This is a genomic window from Halorubrum gandharaense, from assembly GCF_054654575.1.
In genome coordinates this window covers 18,681-37,585 of the sequence record NZ_BAAIET010000001.1, presented here as the reverse complement: position 1 = coordinate 37,585, position 18,905 = coordinate 18,681, and the positions used below count along the sequence as shown (strand labels likewise).

Sequence of the window (18,905 nt, the reverse complement as noted above, 5' to 3'; positions counted from 1 at the left end):
GGCGTTCGACGACCGGCCGGCGACCGGCTGGCGCGGCTCGTCGTGCGCGGTCGAACCCCTGACGGCTTGCGGGTTCCGAAAGATCTACGGGGGCTGTCGGGAGACGCCCGACAATGGCAATGCAACGACTCTCGGAGATCGTCTGGCGGTACTACTCCAACTCGAAATATCGTCGGGCCGTCAAGTTCGGCTTCCTCGTCGTCCTCGGGATCATCTGGTTCGGCTTACAGACCGCGCTCGGCTTCGTTCCCTTGACGGAGACGGTGTTGATCGTGATGCTCCTCCTGTTGGTCTCACAGGAGGCGCTGGAGTCCGAGGTCCATCGCATCGGGAACTGGGTGCTCGACCGCGTCATGCTCGCCGAGAAACACTCGGAGGTCGCCGAGCAGAGCGATATTCTCGATGTCGAGCCCGGCGAGGACGTCTACATCCTCTGCTACGACGGCATCTCCAGCTATCTCCGACAGGCGATCGACACCACCGCCGGGAACGGCGCCCGAGTGTTCCTGCTGTTCCAGCACCCCGACCATCTGTTCGAGGACCAGGACCAGAAGCCGGTCATCTCGACGCTGCAGTTCCTCCACATGTACGCCCCGGAGTACGACATTCGCATCCGGTTTTTCGAGGAGCCGGCCTCGATGCTCGGGATCAAGACGGACCGCGGCGTCTCCGTCGGCTGGTACACCTACTCGAACTCCGGCCACGAGAGCGGCCGGCAGCCGATCGAGGGACCGCGGAACCCCGCCATCGTCGCCTCGCGGGAGGACGAGCACAACTTCCCCATCGCCGACGGGTTCTTCTCCGACGTGTTCCGCGACCACTACCTGAACGGCCGGTCGCTCCGCGACCTCTGTGAGAGCGACGACTGTCCCGACGCGCTCCGCGAGTGGCTCGAATCCGGGGGCGAGATGGAGCGCGAGAGCCGCGCCGAGTGGATCGAGGAGGTGAGCGGCCCCGACGACGAGCTCCCGCTCGAACCGAAGAAGTGACCGAGAACGGCAAGATCGGCCGGCGAGCGCAGCCCTTTCCCGCGACGGCCGCCCAGAGACGAGCATGAACGAGGTCACGCTTCTCGCGGACGCCCTGTTCCCGCGGGGGATCTCCCACTACCTGCTCGGTGGGATCCTCATCGGGCTCGGCACCGCGCTGATCTACGTCGGCACCGGCATCCACGCCGGCGCGAGCACCTTCCTCGAGTCGACGCTGTCGTACGGCTCGAAGCTCCGCCGGTTCCAACAGCCCCGCTTCGTCGCCTCCCGTGACTGGCGCGTCGTCTTCACGCTCGGCATCGTCGCCGGCGCGGCCGCCTACTCGCTGGCGCTCGGCGACTTCGGCTGGACCACCGAGGTCCAGCCCTGGCGGCTGTTCGGCGGCGGGATCCTCATCGGAATCGGCACCCGTCTCGGGAAGGGGTGTACCTCCGGTCACGGGGTCTGTGGCGTCGGCTCCGCCTCCCGGGTCTCGATCCTCAACGTCGGGATCTTCATGCTCGTCGCGGTCGGCGTCGCCCAGCTCGTGATGGCGCTGGGGGTGACCCCATGAGCGGCGCCGGCGTCGTCGCCGACCACGAGAGCCACCCGTTGTTCCTCCCGCTTATCTTCCTCGGCGGGGCCGTCTTCGGCGTGGGGCTGGCGATGAGCCAGATGGCCCGCCCGGAGATCGTCTTGGAGTTCCTGCAGCTGCGCGACTTCGGGCTCGCCTTCGTGATGGGCGGCGCGAGCGTCGTCGTCGCGCTCACGTTCTGGGGGCTGACGCTATCGGGGCGCTCGGCACCGTTCACCGGCACCCGGTACGGTCGCCGGCTGAAGTCGATGGACCGTGACGTGGTCGTCGGCGGCGGGATCTTCGGCATCGGGTGGGGACTCTCCGGGATCTGCCCGGGGGCTGCCTACGCGAGCCTTGGCATCGGCAACGTCGTGATCCTCTACGGCGTCGCCGGGATGTTCGTCGGCGCGTACCTGCAGGGCTACTACCGCGAGCTTCGCGGAGACGCCTGACTCGCCCGCCGAGCGACGGACGAACTCCGATTCCCCCTCCATTTAAACTGGTTGCCGTCGTGCGGTTTTTCGGGATCTTTTCCTCCCCTATCGCCGGCGAGCGCAGTCGAGCCGGCTGTTCTCTTGGTTTTAAATAGCACCGTTCGGCAACGGACTTTTGACCTCACGGAGACAACATAGGAGTAGATGAAGAAAACCGAGATCGTTCACTTCCACGGCCTGCTCGGCACCGTCGCCAAGGACCTCATCGACGAGGGGGACATCGCTGACGAGGACCTCGGCGCGTACAAGGCGGTCGGCACCTCGCCGATGGCGATGCGCGGCTCCCGCGACGACCACAAGGAGGCCGCGCTGAAGCTGGCGGAGGTGCTCGCCGAGGCGCTGGAGTCGGACATCGAGAAACCTGCAGACACCGACCGCGACGCGGACACCGAGGCCGACGAGCGCGAGGCGCAGCCCACGCTCGCGGCCTGATCGCGACGAAACCGACAAGACGGTACGCCGTTACGGGACCGTATGCGACTCGAGGACTACTGGGGGATCGGGCCGAAGACGAGCGACCTGCTCGTCGAGGAGCTCGGCGTCGAACGCGCCGTCGAGGCGATCGAGTCCTCCGACGTGCGGACGCTGGTCGATGCCGGCCTCCACAGAGGCCGAGCGACGCGCATCCTCCGCCGCGCCAACGGGGAGGCCGGCATGGACGTGCTCTCGACCGGCGACGCCCGCTCCGTCTACGACGACCTGCTGACCCTTGCGTCGAGCTACGCGCTCACTGAGCACGCCGGCGACCGGATCCGTGTGTTGACGCCGCTGCTCGACCGCGACGCCATCTCGAACCGGCTCGACGACGTGCTCGCCGCACGCGACGCGTGGGAAGGGCTCAATGAGACGGACCGCGAGCTCGTCGCCGCGGCGTTCGCCGACTACGACGACGCCGGCGGCTCCGATCGGGCTGCCGTGGAGACAGCCCTCGAACTCCGGTCGGCCGGTCTTTCGGGATCGACCTTCGACGCGCTCGACGGCATCGACGAGGAGGCGCTCTCGGCGGCCGCGGGTGCGCTGGGCTACGTCCGAGTGACGGGCGAGGGCGAGAGTCCGGAGGTGCTCACGGGTGCGGACGAGCAACTGGACGAGCTTCGCGAGCAGCTCGACGCCGCACGCGAACTGGAGAACGCCGCCTTCGACGTGATCGACTCCGTCCGTGACGGCTCCGTTCGGGATTTCGAGTCGTTCAAAGGTGGCGTCGTCGACCACGTGGCGGACCGAACCGGCGTCGAACACGCCCGCATCCGGTCGGCGGCACCGGACGAGGCGCTCGACGCCGCGGATTTCGTCTCGGGGACCCTTCGCGCGCTCGTCGACGAACTGGAAGCCGCGGTCGATGACCGGGAACGCGAGGTCGCCGCAGACCTCCGCGACCGGATCGACGCCGCGGAGTCGGATGTGGCCGCCGCCGTCGACGCCGTCTCCGACATCGCCTTTTACCTCTCTCTGGGCCGGTTTGCTGCCGAGCACGACCTCGTTCGCCCGGCGCTCGTCGACGACGGCGTCGCCGTGCGAAACGCACGCAACCTCTTTCTCGACGGCGAGGTACAGCCGGTGTCGTACGGCGTCGGCAGCCACGGGCTCGGCGGCGGTCCGGGCGTCGCCGCCGCGAACGAGCCGCCGTCCGGCGACCGCGTGAGCGTGCTCACCGGAGCGAACTCCGGCGGGAAGACGACGCTTTTGGAGACGCTGTGTGCCGTGACCCTGTTGGCATCGATGGGGCTGCCCGTTCCCGCGGAGGAGGCGGAAGTCGGCAGCTTCGACCGCATCGTCTTCCACCGACGTCACGCCTCCTTCAACGCCGGCGTGTTGGAGTCGACGCTGAAGTCGGTCGTCCCCCCGCTGGTCGCCGAGGGGCGGACGTTGATGCTCGTCGACGAGTTCGAGGCGATCACCGAGCCGGGGCGCGCGGCCGACCTGCTCAACGGGCTGGTCGACCTCACCGTCGACCGTGAGGCGCTCGGCGTCTACGTCACGCACCTCGCGGACGACCTCTCGCCGCTTCCCGACGCCGCACGCATCGACGGCATCTTCGCGGAGGGACTGACGAACGATCTCGAACTCCGCGTCGACTACCAGCCGCGGTTCGGCACCGTGGGGAAGTCCACCCCGGAGTTTATCGTCTCCCGACTGGTCGCGAACGCGGGCGACCGCGGCGTCCGGCAGGGGTTCGAACACCTCGCGCAGGCGGTCGGCGAGGAAGCCGTCCAGCGAACGCTCTCGGATGCGAAGTGGACTCCGGGCGATGACTGAACGGGACGATTCCGAATCCGCCGTCGAGCGAGTCCGCTCGGTCGCCGTCCACCGCGAGGACGTCGCGACCGCCCTTGAGGCCACGCTCCGGACGGACCGACGGGTGGTGTTGCGGATGACGCCCCCGTTTGCAGGCCGAATGCGCGGCCGGATCCACGAAGTCGGCGAGCGTGAGCAGGCAGCCGGTCCTGGCGAGGAGGACGGCGCCGCCGTCCACCTCGATCCTCGCGATCTGGTGGCGGAGCCGCCGCCGTATCCGGAGGTCGACGACACGGCCGCCGCACACCCGGATGCGGACCTCGAGGAGCGTCGCGAACGCCACGCGGCCGCCGTCGACGAGTGGCGCGCGGCCGTCCGCGAGAGCGTGTCGGACACCGTAACCGTCACCGTCGACGGCGCCGCTCACGAGATTCGGGTCGTGCCGCTCGGATGAGGTGGGCGACGTGAGTGAGAACTAGGTCTCGTCCGGCGTGACGGGGTGTTCGACCGACTCCCCCATCCGCCGAATGTTTTCGCGCTCCTCGTCTTCGAGCTCCTGTGGGTAGATCGCCATCGTGACGACGTAGTCGTCCTCGTGTCGAACCACGCCGGTGTGGACGTACACGTCGAGCGAGCGGTCGTCGAAGGTCGCGTCGCCCTCGTACACGGACACCTCGACCGACTCGCCGAGGACCGTTCGGTCGAGCGTGTCGACGGCCTCGTCCTCGACATCGATGTCCTCGTACTCGTCGTCCATCAGGTCGACCAAGTCGTCGTTGTCGTACCCCCCAACCGGGTTGAACTCCTGACCGGCGACTTTCACTGACGGTGTGGTAAGCACGGCGAACACCCCCAGATCGGCAGGGCCGATCACCGAGTGGACAATGGTCTTACCGTGGGTGGCGACCCAGTTCGACGCCTGTACCTCGACGGGGCGGCCGAACACCGAAAACTCCTCCTCGACTGACTCCTCCGAGAGGTCCTTCAGGTCGTAGCCGGTGTCCTCCGCGGTCCGCTCGGAGCCGCGTGCCGGCTCCGAGGCGACTTCGACCGGCTCACCCGTGACCAGCGCCGAGCAGCCAGCGAGCCCGGCGAGCGATGAGGTGCCGGCGACCGCAAGCAGACGACGACGCGTTGGCATATCGCTACGGAGTCGCGGCGCGGGGAAAAGGGGAACGGCCGGAGGTCCGACGGACGGGTTGGGGGAGTCCGGAGCCGCTCAGACGTGGAGTCGTTCGACGGCAGTCCCCGCTCGGTCGAAGTCGTGGGTGTCGGCCGCCGCGACGACGACCGTCTCGGTGCGAGTGTCGGCATCGAGTTCGACCGTATAGGCGCCATCGGTCGGTTCCACGAGCCGTGCCTCCCCATCCGTGTGGACGGCGACCACTTCGCCGGTGGTGGTGCCGGAGACGACGAGGTGCTCGCCGGCGTAGTCGACGCCCGCCCGGAGGTCGGGGCCGACCGGACGGTCCCTCTCGACGTACCGGTCGCGGACGACCTCCGGCGTTTCGACGGGTTCGCCCGCGTCGATGCCGTGTGCGAGGCGGATGAATCCCGCCATCGACCACGCCAGCGGCGTGGCCCCGCCGGTCCCCTCGCCGAACTCCCAGCCGTACGCCGTCGGGTGTTCGCGGTCCCAGACCTGTTCGGGGAGCATCCGGCCGGAGTTGGCGAACCCGGCCATCGACCGGAGGAGGGAATCGGGCTCCAACGCCGACTCGTCCGTGCCGCCGAACGCGTCCGGACCGTCGGCCCGAGCACGGAGCTCGTACTCGCCGCGCTCGCCGGTGAAGATGGGCCACAGTCGTCCGCGACCGTCGCCGCGGCCGGCCCACGGCCCACCGGGGTCGCCACGGCCGAGCTCGCCGTAGGCGTCGCCGACGTACCGGTACCAGGCCGGGCCGTGTGGCGTGTCGACCCTGATCGCGTCGTCGACGGCCGCGACGGAGTTGCGGATCGTCTCGTCGTCCGCGGGCTTGATCCCGAGTCGGACGAGTTCGAGGAAGCCGCCGTCGATGATCTCCCGCTCGTCGTAGGTCGGTCCGTCGTTCGCGATGGTGCGAGCGCGACCCGCATTCGGGTTTCCGTCGGCGGTGATTCGGAGATAGTAGGGCGTCTCCGTGTGGCGTTCGGTGCCGGTATCGGTCGCACACCACTCCTCGACCCGGTCGGTCCAGTCGTCGGCGAGCGCGAGCCACGCCAGTGCGTCGGCCCGCTCGCCCGCCTCGTCGGCGAGGTCGGCCGCACAGACGAGCCCGGCGACCTCTGCGGCAATGCTCGACGGCGAGTAGCCGGACTCCTCCTCCCAGCGCTCCTGTGCCGTACGAGGACCATTTCGGGCGACGTACGCCGCCGACCGGCGCACGTTCTCGTAGCCGTACTCGGCGTCCGAGAGGTCGTGACCGTGCTCCGCGAGCGTCCACGCCATCACCGCCGGGAAGGCGATGTTGTCCATCTGCTCGCCCCCCCACCGGGTCCGCCCGTCGATGTAGGTGTTCTGCGGCAGGAAGCCGTCGTCCGCCTGCTGGACCTCGTAGAGGTAGGAAACGGCGTCGGCCGCGCGCTCGAACTCGCCGACAGCCACCAGCACGGAGAACACCTGATACAGGTCCCGGGACCAGACGAAGTTGTAGCCGTAGCCGCGCTCCTCCGCGGCGTGTTCCGTCTCGCCCCAGGGGACGCTCGGGCTGGCGATACCGGCGCCGGGATGGCGTTTGTCCTCGACCGTCGCGAGCGTCATCAGCGCGAACCGGTACTGGGTCTCCAAGTCGGGCTCGGCGACGCTGTCGGGATATTCCCATCCCTCGAGCCAGTCGTGCCACGTCTCGACGTACGCCTCGCTGACGGCGTCGAAGCCGCGGGAGAGCGCCCCCTCGGCTTCACCCAGCGCGGCTGCGGTGTCGGCGTGCTCCGCGAAGCCGAGCGCGAGCGTGTCGGTGACGGACTCGCCGCTGCCGACCCTGCCGGCCAACACCACGTTTCCGGTGGCCTCCTCGCGAGCCGGCTCGCGCTCGCCGTGCGCGAACAGCTCCGCCAGCGCCTCGGTGCCGGCCGTTTGGGCGGTCGCCCAGTCGAACCGGCCGTCGGCGACGAGCGCGAGCGCAACGTCGAAGGGGTCCCCGTCAGCATCGACGAGTTTCCCAGGCTCGCGGCCGGCATCGGCGTTGCGCGCGAGCAGGTGGTACTCGTCGTCGCCGACGCGTGCCCCGTGGTCGTCGGTGCCCTTGTTGGCGAGCGTGGTGTCCACGAGCGCGTACACGTCGTACTCCCGCCCGCCCTCGAACGAGACGTCCGCCAGAAGCGCGTCTCCGTCGGTGTCAACGGCGTACTCCACCGTCAGCGTCCACTCGTGACCGTGTTCATCGCCCGTCTCCGCGATCGTCTGTCGGTAGGCGAGCGCGTGGTCGTCAGCCGGCTCCGTGGTCCGGACGATCGTCTCGGTCGCCGTCTCGTGGCTGGTCTCGTCGAAGGTCCGGATCGTGTAGCCCGTCTCCGGGTCGGCCACGAGGAAGTCGAACGTCCGCAGGTTCATCACGTCGATGCGGGGGAACCTGACCTCCGTCATCGCCCCTTCCGTCAGCGTGTACCAGAGCGGGACCGGGTCGTCGGTGCCGTGGTCCGCGGGCGTCCCGACGCCGAACTTCCGCCCCGTCGTCCACTGGGGTGCCTCCTCCGGGCCCGTCGGTCGGTCGTGTGGAATCGGGAGCGCCCCGTACTGCGCGAGCGTCGCGGTCGTCGAGAGCCGGAGTGCGTGCGACCAGCCGATGGGCGTCGCGCTGTCGAGGGTGCCGTCGTCGAACGCCTGCTCCGCGATGAGGCCGGCGTCGTTCGTCAGCGGGCCGTCCGGCCCACACAGCGCGTAGAGGTCTCGGGAGAGCTCGAACAGCGGGCCGCCGGCTTCCTCGCGGGATTCGAGGAGCCCCCCGAGCTCGGCGGCGGCCTCCGCACCCCATAGCGTCGCGACGGACCACACTTTCGCGTCCGACTGCTCGGCAGTGCGCCAGTCGTCGCCGGTGAACCGCACGAGTCCGGTGACTTCCTCGGATTCACGCAGCAACGCCTCGACGCTCGTCTCGACATGGGCCGCCACCCGGTCGACGAGCCGGTCGAGGTTGGATGCGGGGGGTGTGGCCGGCGCGGCTTGGGAGGCGGGCGGGGCGCCGGCAGCCCCCTCGGCCTCCACGAGCGCGACGTACTCGACGACCGCGTCAACGATCCCGAACGTGCTTGCGTCCGCACGGGCATCCATGCCGTCCTCGCCGGCGCGCTGGGGGAACCGCTCCTCGTCCGGGAGCCAGCGGTCGTCGATCCCCGCGGCAGCCGCGTGGGCCGCCTCGGCCGCCCGCTCGCGGAGCGCGGCGTCGAAGGGACCCCGGGCGACGGCGGCGAACGCTCGTAGATACGTCGCGGCCGTGTGGGTGAACCGGCCGATCGCGTTCTCCCAGCAGTTCTGACAGCGACGGGGGAGGCCGTCGTCCTCGGTCGTCTCCACGAGGAACTCGACGGCGTCCGCGACGGTGGCGTCGATCTGCCGACGCTCCGAGGGGGGGAGGTCACGAGTCCGGCGGAGCCGGGCGAGAAACGCGACGACGGCGGCCGGCTGGTCGAGCTGGTCGTCCGGTCCCGACTCGGTGCGGGCGCCCTCGATGCGGGCGTTCGCCCAGCCGGGAGCAACCTTCCCGCTGTCGGCCCACACCCGGTGGGGCCACCCGCCGTCGCCGTCCTGCGTGCGACAGAGGAAGTCGGCAGTCGCTCTGAGCTCGGCGTCCACGTCGACGCCGAGCTCGTCGCTTGCCGCGAGCAGCGCGTTCGACACCTCGGCGTCGTCGCGGAACCACATGTAGCCGTAGCCGCCGGAGGTGGCGTAGAAGGGGTCGAACTCGGGGGCGGCGATCCGACCGCCCGATTCCGCGGTCAGCAGACCCAGCGTTCGGAGGTCGGTCGCGAGCAGTTTGCGTCGCGGGGCGCTCTCGGGGAGATCGGGGGCGCGTTCGGCCGCCGCCTCGCGGAGATCGTCGGCGGTGGCGTGTGCCGTCGCCGTCTCGACGAGCTGGTCGATCCAGCGGTTCCGATCGGCGCCGTCGCCGTCGGCGGTCCGGGAGTCGTCGCGCACGGCGCGCGTGGCGAGGGTGACCCGCTCGGCTCGCCCGTCCCGCTCGAAGGGAGCGCGGACGACCACGTCGGCGGTGAGGTGGGAGTCCTCCTGCTCGTCGATCTCGCCGCGACGAGGGAAGCCGTCGGACGCCTGGCCGAGCAGCTCCTGGATGGAGTCCTGTCGGCGTCCGCGGGCCTCCGCGACCCCGGTCGACGCCGTCAGAAAGTCGTGTTCCGACCGGTGGAACGCCTCGACGACGTGGCCGCCGTCGGGGCCGGCACCCTCGTGAACCAGATTGCCCACCCGTCCCTCGACCATGTCCGGGGCGAACGCGCAGGCGGCCACGAGCGTCGCGTCCGTCGGCGGCGCCCCACGTAGCTCCACGTGGGTGAGGTGGGTGTCGCCCACGGTGAGGTCGAACTGGTGGACCGTGTAGCGGCCCGCGTCGTACTCCGTCTCGACCAGGGGAGAGTCGCCCGCGTAGTGTTGGCGCGTGGTCGGGAGGTCGTCGAACCAGCGCACCGATCCGGTGCCGGCCACGCCGATCCGGACGCGGTCGAGCCCGCCGATACTGGAGAGGGGGTACGAGCAGTCGTGGAGGGTGCCGTCTCTGCCGACCGCGACGAGTCGGCCGTCGTCGCCGGCGAAGGCCCCCTCCGTGGTGGGTCGTTCCGCGGGAAATCGCTCCTCGCGGCGTCGTCCATGCTCCGTGAGGGCCGTTCGCAATCGCATGGTGAGTACCGCGGCCGACAAAGTAAAAGCGTTGTCGAAGTGGCGGTTGTCGCGCTCGGGAAACACCGAAGGGGGAGGGCGTCGATGAGCCCGTATGCACCACCCAGGTCCACCCCGATTCCTCGACGCCGGGGAGACGACCCAGCTCGCGCCCCGTGACCCCGATCCGGAGGCGTCGTACGCCTGGCGCGTCGTCTCCGCGCCGCCCGACAGCGAGGCGACCGTCGGCGACGGCGCCGTCTCCCCGTTCACGCCGGACCGACCCGGCCGCTACGTCCTCGGACTCTCCGCGCCCGACGGCGAGCACCGTCTCACCGTTCGCGCGTTTCCCTCAGCGTTCGCCGGCGTGGATGTCGCCGGCGGCAGTGGAGAGGCCATCCGCGAGGGCGAGGCGACCGGGGAGCCGGTGGAGGCCGACGCGACGGAACCGCGTGGCTCCGGCTACCCGCACGTCGCCGACGACCGAACGGCGCGCGACGGGATGCCCCGCGTCCGCCTCGACGCGCGAATCGAGGACGACGAGGCGGTCGTGGCGGCCCGTGCGACACCACACCCGTACGACGACCGCGACCCGAACGATCTGGAGGTGGAGTTTCTCGTCGACGACCGGGACGTGGCCGACGCGACGGCCGCCGGCCGCCCGAACCCCCGAAACGCCTGTCGGACCCGACGAGCCGACGATGACGTGGTGGAGTGGCGCGTTCCCCTCGACGCGGTCGGCGACCGCCTCCGGGTGCACGGAGCCGCGGTCGCACGCGGCCCGGAGCGAACGTCCCACAGCGTGGCTGACGCGGTGTCGATCGCGCGCGAGGCTGATGGGGAGTTCTCCGTCGTCCGCCTCAACCAGCCGCCCGAGTGGACCGAGACGGCGCGGGTGTACGAGGTGTACGTCCGCACGTTCACCGACGCGCCCGAGGGCGAGCGGTTCGCGGCGGTCACCGACCGGATCCCGGAGCTCGACGAGCTCGGCGTCGACACCCTCTGGCTCACGCCCGTCCTTCAGCACGACGGGAAGCCACACGGCTACAACATCACCGACTTCCTCGACACCGCCGACGACCTCGGCAGCCGCGAGGAGTACGAGGCGCTCGTCGAAACTGCCCACGACCACGGGATGCGCGTCCTGTTCGACTTCGTCGCCAACCACACCGCCCGCGACCACCCGTGGTTCGAGGACGCCTACCGAAATCCCGACTCCGCGTACCGCGAGCACTTCGAGTGGCAGGAGACGGGCGAGCCAGGCACCTACTTCGACTGGGAGCTGATCGCCAACCTGAACCACGACAACCTGCAAGTCCGCCGGTTCCTGCTCGACGTGGTCGACGAGTGGGCGCCGCTCGTCGACGGCTTCCGGTGTGACATGGCGTGGGCCGTCCCCGACTCCTTCTGGCGGGAGCTTCGCGACCGCGTGAAGGCGATGGACGACGAGTTCCTGCTGCTGGACGAGACGATCCCCTACATCCCGGAGTTCCACGAGGGGATGTTCGACGTGCACTTCGACGCCACGCTCTACTTCCGGCTCCGGCAGATCGGCCGTGGCGACGAGCCCGCGACCGCCGCCCTCGACGCGATCGACGAGCGCACGGAAACCGGCTTCCCCGACCACGCCGGCTTCCTCCAGTACGTCGAGAATCACGACGAGACGCGCTATCGCGTCGAGTGTGGCGACGCGGCCGCGGCAGCCGCGATCGCGGCGACGTTCACCCTTCCGGGCGTTCCCATGATCTACGCCGGCGGCGAGATCGGCCAGCGTGGCCGGCGTGACCCCATCGCGTGGGAGCACGCCCGTGAGGAGGTACGTGCCCACCACGAGCGGCTGATCGACGCTCACGACGCCTATCCCGCGCTCGGCCCCGCCGGCGACCTCCGGCGAGTCGACTACCGAGTGACGAACGCGTTAACGGACGATGAGCGCGGCGAGCGACCCCTGGCGGCCGACGGCGGCGTCCACCCCGACGACGTGGTGGCGTTCGTGCGTGAGCTGCCCGAGGAGGAGCGTGGCGGTGGGGACGGCAACCACGACGCCCTGCTCGTCGTCCTCAACTTCGCGCCCGGCGAGGCGGTCGTGAGCGTGGACGCCGCCCACGGCGACCGGAACCTCCTCACCGAGGAAGCGGTCACCGTCGAGGAGACCGGCGAGCGCGCCCTCTCGGTGGAGAGTGCAGTGATCGTCCCGCTCGACGAGTGAGGCGGAGTGGGAGGTGGCGGGATGTGACGGCCCCTGATACGGGGCGATCGGCCGTTCTGCACGGACGGCCCGGCTGACACCGTCACTGGGAACCGATTTTCGGCACAGTTGCGGCCAATACAGACAAACGAAATAACACCGAACATACCGACATGTCCACTAACGAGTGAGAAATCGGTGTGAGATTTAGAGTATATGTGAAGCAATAAATGATTGGACGAAGCGAACCCCCGAATATTAATAATATTCGGGGGAGAGAACAACCATGAAAAGAAGAACATATCTATCAATAGGCGTTGGAGGTGCCGTCACTGGTCTGAGTGGATGCCTTTCATATTTTAATCCAGAGGTGCAAATAGCCGGTCTTGAGGCAGGGAATGAAACCTCACAGGAGCAATCGATTGATTTCCGTGTTCTGGACGGCGATCAACAAATACAGGAGACGGAGATCACTCTCGGTCCCGCAGAACAATCAGGTGAAAATACGGAGAGAGATGATTTTACTGATATTGAGTGCGAGTGGGATACAGAGCCCAGGGACTTTCAATTAGAGGCCCGTCTGGACGAGGAGTGGAAAACGGTTGATGTCCCCTCTGAAGCGGATACAGATTGTGTTTATGTTGGAATTGTAATCCACGTAGATGGTTTTCTGTATTTCCGAGTTCTCTCTTGTGATGTGGTTGAGGAAGACGATAAGATCTGTTCCACTTTTGAAAACGAGCTTGAATTTTGAGAATGTGCTAACTCCCCATAATCTCCTCGCGTAAAGTAGGGAACCCATCATTAGTACCAGATGTCATCTTCTTATTTCCATATACTACGAGATTGGCGAGGATACCGAGAAATTATTTACTCCTAATATTCTATGCAAGATGCGAGCTACTCAGGGACCGCGTGATTCCGAGACAGTCGTATTGGAAGAGTAGGGCCTCAATATCTTCTTCCCATATTAAATGGGCTGCGATTGTCCACTATAATCCTCTAAAGGTGCTTATCATAGCCAATTTTCTGGGGAGAGACCGCAGAGAGAAGAACATATGAACACAAAAAGTTGCTTCTCTTCACTTTTAAGCACCTGCACGTTGTGCGTGTCACGTATGTCCGCTGAAACCCCGACGACTCCCGACCCAACGTGGAGTAAACCGCACGTCTGTCCGTTCTGTGAGAGCGATCTGGACGACCCCGGCGCGGGGTTCGTCGACCACCTGAAGGAGCGCGACGACTGCGCCCGCGGCTTCGAGGCGTGGCGCGGCAACGTCGCCGGCGACATGGTCGGCGGGTGGAGCGGATAAGGCGGCGGCGAGACAGCGCACACGACCGCGCACATATCCGTCGAAATGGGACTTTTGAGACTCGACAACACAAGAAACTGCTAGTCGTGAGTGTTACCGGGAGTGAGTGTTGTACGTGGTTGGGGGTGGCGTTTATTAGTGGGACGTTGGTGGCGTTGTGGTTCATTTATAAGCAGAGTGTGGTCGGTGAGTTGCTGGTTTTGCGCTGGTGAGGACCGCCGGCAAAGCCCCAGCCGGCTCCGGTCGAGGGTTCCGGAAGACGGTCCGGCTCGCTTCGCTCGCGGGCTGCGACTTCCGTCGTCCCGCTCGCACGCTCGCGGGACGCTCGCTGCGCTCCTCACTCGCTCCGCTCGTTGCGGTGCTTACGTCGCCCGTCTTCCCGGAGCCGGCTGCCCCTTTGAGTCCCACCCCACACCGCACAGCAACCGCACCTCACGCCTCCCCAGCCTCGTCGTCGCCTCCGGCGACGACTCCCTCGCGCGCCGGCGAGCACCCGCTGGGCGCTCGCCGGGCGCGCCACCGCACCGCACCCTGTTTATAAGGAGAGCGCCACCGCCACTCTCGGCCTTTTATATACTCTACCGCTGGCGACGAATTGCAATACTCACTCCCGATATCGCTCATCAAGAGACCTGTGCGACCGGAAATGGAGAGGAGTCAGTCAGCTGCTCAAAAGTGGACAGGCCACCCCGATCCAAGCGAACGCGCGACAACGCCTCCCGGGAGAACGGTTTTATAAGCGGGCGTGGACGGGACAGTATGTCAACGAACCAGCCGGACGGGTTCCTCGCTGATTTTGGCGAGTGGACGGCCCTCCACTGGGTCGGCGTCGGGCTCACCGCCGAGGAGACGCCACTACTGATCATCGGCGGGAGTTTCCTCTTTGGGGTGTTCCTGTTTTCGACGCGATTCTGGGAGCCGGTGCTCTACCTCGTCGGCGTGGTCCACGTCGGCGGGCTCGGCGTTCTGTGGGTGTTCGCCGGCGTCCCACACCTACTGTGGGGTGTCGTAACCGGCGTTTGCTGTCTCGCGCTCGCCGCCATCGCGCTCACGCTGTTCATCAACGCGGAGCGGAGTGAACCGTGAGTCGTCACGAGCCGCGGTGATTCCGTCACGGGCAGGTGCTGGCATCCCGCCCGCCGGTTCTCCCGGCGCTCACTCCGAGCTCGTCCCCGTCAGCGTCTCCAGCAGGTGGACGGCGGGCGCCTTCGCGAGCGGCTCGTTGGCGTTGCCGCAGTGGGGCGACTGCACGCAGGACGGACAGCCGTTTTCGCAGTCACAGCCGTCGATCAGCCGGGCGGTTCGCGTCATCAGCTCCGCGACGCGGTCGTGGCCGCGGCGAGTGAGCCCGACGCCGCCGGGATAACCGTCGTAGACGAAGACCGCGGGACCGTCGACGTGGGGGTGGTGCGGCGTCGAGATGCCGCCCACGTCCGCGCGGTCACACAGCAGGTGGAAGGGGAACAGCGAGATGAGCCCGTGTTCGGCGGCGTGGATGCCGCCGTTGAACGCGCCGGCGCCGCCGTCGCCCTCCCCGCCCATCGCCCGCATCTCGGCTTCCACGTCCTCGGGAACCGGGAAGTAGAGCGCGCGTGTCCGGAGCGTCGTCTCGGGCAGGTCCAGCGGCGTCTCGCCCAGCGACTCGCCCGTGGAGCCGTCCTTGCGGACGAACCCCGTCACGCGCTCCGTAACGGTCACGTCCGCGAAGCGCACGGGTACGTCCGGGCGGGCGTCGAGCGCGCGCTCGCTGAGGTCCTCGTTGACGACGATCTCCTTGTCGGTCAACACCTGCGTGTAATAGTCGGCCCACGTGGTCCGCAGCTCCGCGCGGTCGCGTTCGAGGTCGAGCTCCGCGACCTCGTAGGTGCGGCCCTGCTGGTGGTAGATCGCGCCCGGGTGAGCGTCACGGAGGGCGTCCGCGAACCCGAGCGAGGCGACCGTCTCTCCGTCGGCGACGAGGTCGACCTCGCGCTCCTCGGCCGTCCGGAGGCTCATCTCGTGTTGCGGACTGCCGTCGCCGGCGTACACCCAGCGGGTGCCCTCGGCGGTCGACCGGCGGTCGAGCACGCCCTGCTCGGTGAGGTCCGCGACCACGTCCGGGAACCGCTCGCCGAAGAAGCGCTCGTCGGCCGGCGAGAGCCACCTCTCCGTGGCCGCACAGGCGACGTGCCGCGGGAGGAGCTGGTCGTTTGCGGGGTCACAGATCGCGTCCTCCGGCGGCGCGTCGAAGAAGTCCGCCGGGTGGGTCATCAGATACTGGTCGAGCTGGTCTTCCCCGCCGACCATCACGACGAGCGCGGGGTCGTCGCCGCGCCCCGCGCGACCGGCGCGCTGGTGGGCCGCCATCCGGGTTCCGGGGTAGCCGTCGAGCACGACGGCGTCGAGCCCGCCCACGTCGACCCCGAGTTCGAGGGCGTTCGTCGACCAGACGCCTCGGAGGTCGCCGGCGTGGAGGTCGGCCTCGATCTCCCGGCGTTTCTCGTCGCCGAGCGCGGCCTGATACGCCCCCACCTGATTCGCCAGGGCGGTCTCCCCGCGCGACCGGAGCTCGGCGGCGCTGTCAGTGGCGTACTGCTCGGCGGTCTGTCGCGCGCGCGTGAAGGTCAGCGTCTGGCATCCCGCCGAAACGAGGTCCACGAACAGCCGCTTACTCTCCGTGTGGCTGGACTTCCGGCGACCGGTCCCCTTCTCCTGCCATTCCTCGTCGTACTCCGGCGGGTTCCACAGCACCCAGTCGCGGGGGCCGCGACCGGAGGTGTCCTCGTCGACGAGGGTGATTCCGTCCGGATCGCCGCCCGTGACCGTGGCGGCGTGCTCGACCGGGTTGTTGATCGTCGCCGAACAGCAGACGAACTGGGGGTCGGCGTCGAACCGCTCGCAGACCCGCGCGAGCCGGCGGAGCGTCAGCGCCACCTGCGAGCCGAACACGCCGCGGTAGCTGTGCACCTCGTCGATGACGACGTACTCCAGCGAGGAGAAGAACCACTCCCACAGCCGCCGGGCGTGCGGGAGCAGCGCGTAGTGGAGCATGTCCGGATTCGACAGCAGGACGGTCGGTCGGCGGTCGCGCACGTCCCGTTTTTCCGATTGGGAGAGCCGGCCGGTGTACGAGTCGACGGACACCCGGCTGCCGAAGCCGAGGCCGTGTGCCAACTCCGAGAGGCTCTCCTCCTGGTCGGCGATCAGCGCGTTCTGCGGGCCGATGTAGAGGGTGCGCCCGCCGTGGTCCATGGCGGCCTCGAAGGCGGGCACCGTGTACGCCAGCGACTTTCCGCTCGCCGTCTCCGTCGCGAGCACCACGTCGTCGCCCGCACGGAGTGCCTCGATGGCCTCGGCCTGATGGCGGTAGAGCCGGTCGACGCCGCGCTCGTCGAGCGCGCCGGCGAGCCGCGGCTCCAGGTCCACGTCCGCGAACTCGGCGTCTCTGGCCGGGAACCGCCGGTGGGCGGCGATCTGGCCCTCGTAGTACGGCCGTGACCGGAGCCACTCCGGGGCGTCTTCGGTTGGGTCGCCAGTGGGGTCAGTGTCCGCGTCTGCCACGTTGACCCGCATTCGGAGCGCGGCGGCGGTAACCGTTGCGGTGACCGAAGGTGGGGACGGAGAACACGGAGGAGCGCGGAAGGAGCGAACGATGTGAGAGCGGGGAGAGCGGGCGACGCGACTAACTCCGGATTCGCACAATTCCGTCCCGGAAAACCGCGTGGTTCGGGAGGATGTGCTCCTCGCCGTCGGTCTCGATGTGCGTGGTAAAGAGGTCGACCTCCTGAACGATGCCGCGCTGGCCGGCGACTTTCACCTCGTCACCGATCCCGTACGGCTGGCGGAGCAGCAGGAAGATGCCGGCGGCCGCCGAGGCGAGCAGGTCCTTCGTCGCCAACGCAGTGAGGACGACGACCGCGAACGCGTAGGCGGCAAGGAGGACGATCAGCGCGAGAGTGGCAACGCCGATCTGCCCGAGCGCGACGAGAACGGCGACGTAGACGACGCTGTACTTCGCGGCCGTGGGGATGATGCTGATCTCCGGCACCTTCACGCCGCGAAGACGCTCGGCGACGAGGAGCTCCACTTTGTCGCCGAGCACGACCCCGACGATGAGGACGAAGACGGCGACGAACAGCCGCGGGAGGAAGGTTGCGGTGTCCGACCAGAACAGCTCCACGTACTCCACCTCCGCGACGGTGAGCGCGACGATGACGGCGATGCCGACGATGAAGTAGCTCGACAACTTGGCGACGATCCGGACGGTGGAGGTGCCGAACTCCCGGGCGGTGCGCTCGAAGGCGGTTCCCTCGATCGCCTCGGGAACGCCGGCGCGTTTGAGGAGTCTGCGGTTGACGACGCCGACGATCCACGCCGACACCAGCCCCAACAGGAGCACGAACAGCGCCAGCCACACCCGGTCCGGAATGGTGGCGACTAAATCTCCCGGAGACCCCCCCAGCTGTGCGGCGAGCAGACCACTGAAAAGGGAGGCGAACGCCCCGGTCATCAGTACTCCTCCGGATCGATCTCCAGCACGAGCTTCCCGCCTTTGAACGCCCGCACGAGGCCGTCCGACTCCGAGAGCACGATGGCCGTCGCGTTGGTGTCACGGGTGATCGCGCCGCCGGCCATGTGGCGCGCGCCGAGCCCCTTCGGGATGTCGACGCCCTCGGCGCCGGGCTCCAGATAGCGGTACGCCGAGACGATCTTCCCGGAGTCGGAAACGACGAACGCGCCGTCGAGCCGAGAGAACTCCTTGAGCATGACGTTGACGATGGGGTCGCCGACGTGGACGTGGGACTTCTCGAACGGGTTGTAGCTCAGCGGTCGGGACTTGTTCATCACCTTGCCCGCGTCGCCGACGACGAACAGCGCGCCGACGGGCTTGCCCTTCTGGCCCTTCTGTCCGAGTTCGATGGCGACCTCGAACACGTCCCGGATGACGCCGGGGTCCGCCCGGGAGTTGGCGAACAGGTCGTAAATACCCGTGTGGACGTTCTCGTCGACCGTGATCCGAATGATGGCGTCGGATTCGCCCTCGAAGACGGAGGCGACACAGACGACCTCGTCGCCCTCCGCAACGAGCTCCTGGTCCATCGCGCCCTCGATGCCGAACCGGATGCGGTCGCGGACGTTGTCGAACTCCAGCGGGAGCTCGACGAACGTCTCGGCGTCGACGGCGTTCTCGGTCGCCACGACGACGACCTCCTCGTCCGCCTCCCGGAACTGCTCGTAGAACGACCCGGTCGGCGCGAAGAGGAACGTCGCGTCGGCGTCCGCGACGAGATCGGCGAGATGGTCTGTGAGTGATGCCATGAATACCTCAACGTCTCGTGGCGCAC

General features: G+C 68.1%; 15 protein-coding genes. 10 read left to right on the top strand and 5 right to left on the bottom strand.

Going from position 1 to position 18,905, the window contains the following annotated elements:
• Window positions 1–113: 113 nt before the first annotated feature.
• From ACYQ07_RS00170 to ACYQ07_RS00145, 6 genes are all read left to right on the top strand, one after another.
• Window positions 114–989: a hypothetical protein gene (locus ACYQ07_RS00170; RefSeq protein ID WP_459875704.1), complete on the top strand. Its 876-nt coding sequence runs from the start codon at window positions 114–116 to the stop codon at window positions 987–989.
• A gap of 64 nt (window positions 990–1,053) precedes the next feature.
• Window positions 1,054–1,542, top strand: coding sequence for a YeeE/YedE family protein (locus tag ACYQ07_RS00165; RefSeq protein ID WP_459875702.1), 489 nt, complete (start codon window positions 1,054–1,056; stop codon window positions 1,540–1,542).
• Window positions 1,539–1,997, top strand: a complete 459-nt coding sequence (locus tag ACYQ07_RS00160) for a DUF6691 family protein (protein WP_459875699.1) — start codon at window positions 1,539–1,541, stop codon at window positions 1,995–1,997. The genes ACYQ07_RS00165 and ACYQ07_RS00160 overlap by 4 nt, the downstream gene beginning before the upstream one ends.
• A 186-nt stretch (window positions 1,998–2,183) precedes the next feature.
• On the top strand, window positions 2,184–2,471 hold the full coding sequence (locus ACYQ07_RS00155; RefSeq protein WP_459875696.1) for a UPF0058 family protein: 288 nt from the start codon (window positions 2,184–2,186) through the stop codon (window positions 2,469–2,471).
• 42 nt (window positions 2,472–2,513) lie between these two features.
• Entirely contained in the window at window positions 2,514–4,295 is a 1,782-nt protein-coding gene (locus ACYQ07_RS00150) for a MutS-related protein (RefSeq protein WP_459875694.1), read from the top strand.
• Window positions 4,288–4,728 (top strand): DUF8009 family protein, encoded by a 441-nt coding sequence (locus ACYQ07_RS00145; protein ID WP_459875692.1) that lies wholly within the window; start codon window positions 4,288–4,290, stop codon window positions 4,726–4,728. The genes ACYQ07_RS00150 and ACYQ07_RS00145 overlap by 8 nt, the downstream gene beginning before the upstream one ends.
• 21 nt (window positions 4,729–4,749) lie before the next feature.
• Here ACYQ07_RS00145 and ACYQ07_RS00140 read toward each other — a convergent pair whose 3' ends face one another.
• Both ACYQ07_RS00140 and ACYQ07_RS00135 read right to left on the bottom strand, forming a co-directional pair.
• Window positions 4,750–5,415 (bottom strand): DUF6517 family protein, encoded by a 666-nt coding sequence (locus ACYQ07_RS00140; protein ID WP_459875689.1) that lies wholly within the window; start codon window positions 5,413–5,415, stop codon window positions 4,750–4,752.
• Window positions 5,416–5,493: 78 nt separating this feature from the next.
• Window positions 5,494–10,101: a DUF7997 domain-containing protein gene (locus ACYQ07_RS00135; RefSeq protein WP_459875686.1), complete on the bottom strand. Its 4,608-nt coding sequence runs from the start codon at window positions 10,099–10,101 to the stop codon at window positions 5,494–5,496.
• 94 nt (window positions 10,102–10,195) lie between these two features.
• Here ACYQ07_RS00135 and malA point away from each other — a divergent pair, with 94 nt between their 5' ends.
• The 4 genes from malA to ACYQ07_RS00115 all read left to right on the top strand — a co-directional run bounded on the left by malA (window position 10,196) and on the right by ACYQ07_RS00115 (window position 14,667).
• On the top strand, window positions 10,196–12,289 hold the full coding sequence (gene malA / locus ACYQ07_RS00130) for an alpha-amylase MalA (RefSeq protein WP_459875684.1): 2,094 nt from the start codon (window positions 10,196–10,198) through the stop codon (window positions 12,287–12,289).
• Between the two features lie 265 nt (window positions 12,290–12,554).
• Window positions 12,555–13,022 (top strand): hypothetical protein, encoded by a 468-nt coding sequence (locus ACYQ07_RS00125; protein ID WP_459875681.1) that lies wholly within the window; start codon window positions 12,555–12,557, stop codon window positions 13,020–13,022.
• Between the two features lie 364 nt (window positions 13,023–13,386).
• On the top strand, window positions 13,387–13,581 hold the full coding sequence (locus ACYQ07_RS00120; protein ID WP_459875678.1) for a DUF7501 family protein: 195 nt from the start codon (window positions 13,387–13,389) through the stop codon (window positions 13,579–13,581).
• Window positions 13,582–14,340: 759 nt separating this feature from the next.
• Window positions 14,341–14,667, top strand: coding sequence for a hypothetical protein (locus ACYQ07_RS00115; RefSeq protein ID WP_459875675.1), 327 nt, complete (start codon window positions 14,341–14,343; stop codon window positions 14,665–14,667).
• A gap of 69 nt (window positions 14,668–14,736) precedes the next feature.
• On the opposite strand, the gene ACYQ07_RS00110 is transcribed toward ACYQ07_RS00115, so the two are convergent.
• The 3 genes from ACYQ07_RS00110 to dacZ all read right to left on the bottom strand — a co-directional run bounded on the left by ACYQ07_RS00110 (window position 14,737) and on the right by dacZ (window position 18,879).
• Entirely contained in the window at window positions 14,737–17,121 is a 2,385-nt protein-coding gene (locus ACYQ07_RS00110) for a DEAD/DEAH box helicase (protein ID WP_459875672.1), read from the bottom strand.
• Between the two features lie 121 nt (window positions 17,122–17,242).
• Window positions 17,243–18,070 carry a mechanosensitive ion channel domain-containing protein gene (locus tag ACYQ07_RS00105; RefSeq protein WP_459875669.1) on the bottom strand — a complete coding sequence of 276 codons (828 nt, stop codon included), beginning with the start codon at window positions 18,068–18,070 and terminating at the stop codon, window positions 17,243–17,245.
• On the bottom strand, window positions 18,070–18,879 hold the full coding sequence (dacZ, locus tag ACYQ07_RS00100) for a diadenylate cyclase DacZ (protein WP_459875666.1): 810 nt from the start codon (window positions 18,877–18,879) through the stop codon (window positions 18,070–18,072). The genes ACYQ07_RS00105 and dacZ overlap by 1 nt, the downstream gene beginning before the upstream one ends.
• Window positions 18,880–18,905: the final 26 nt, after the last annotated feature.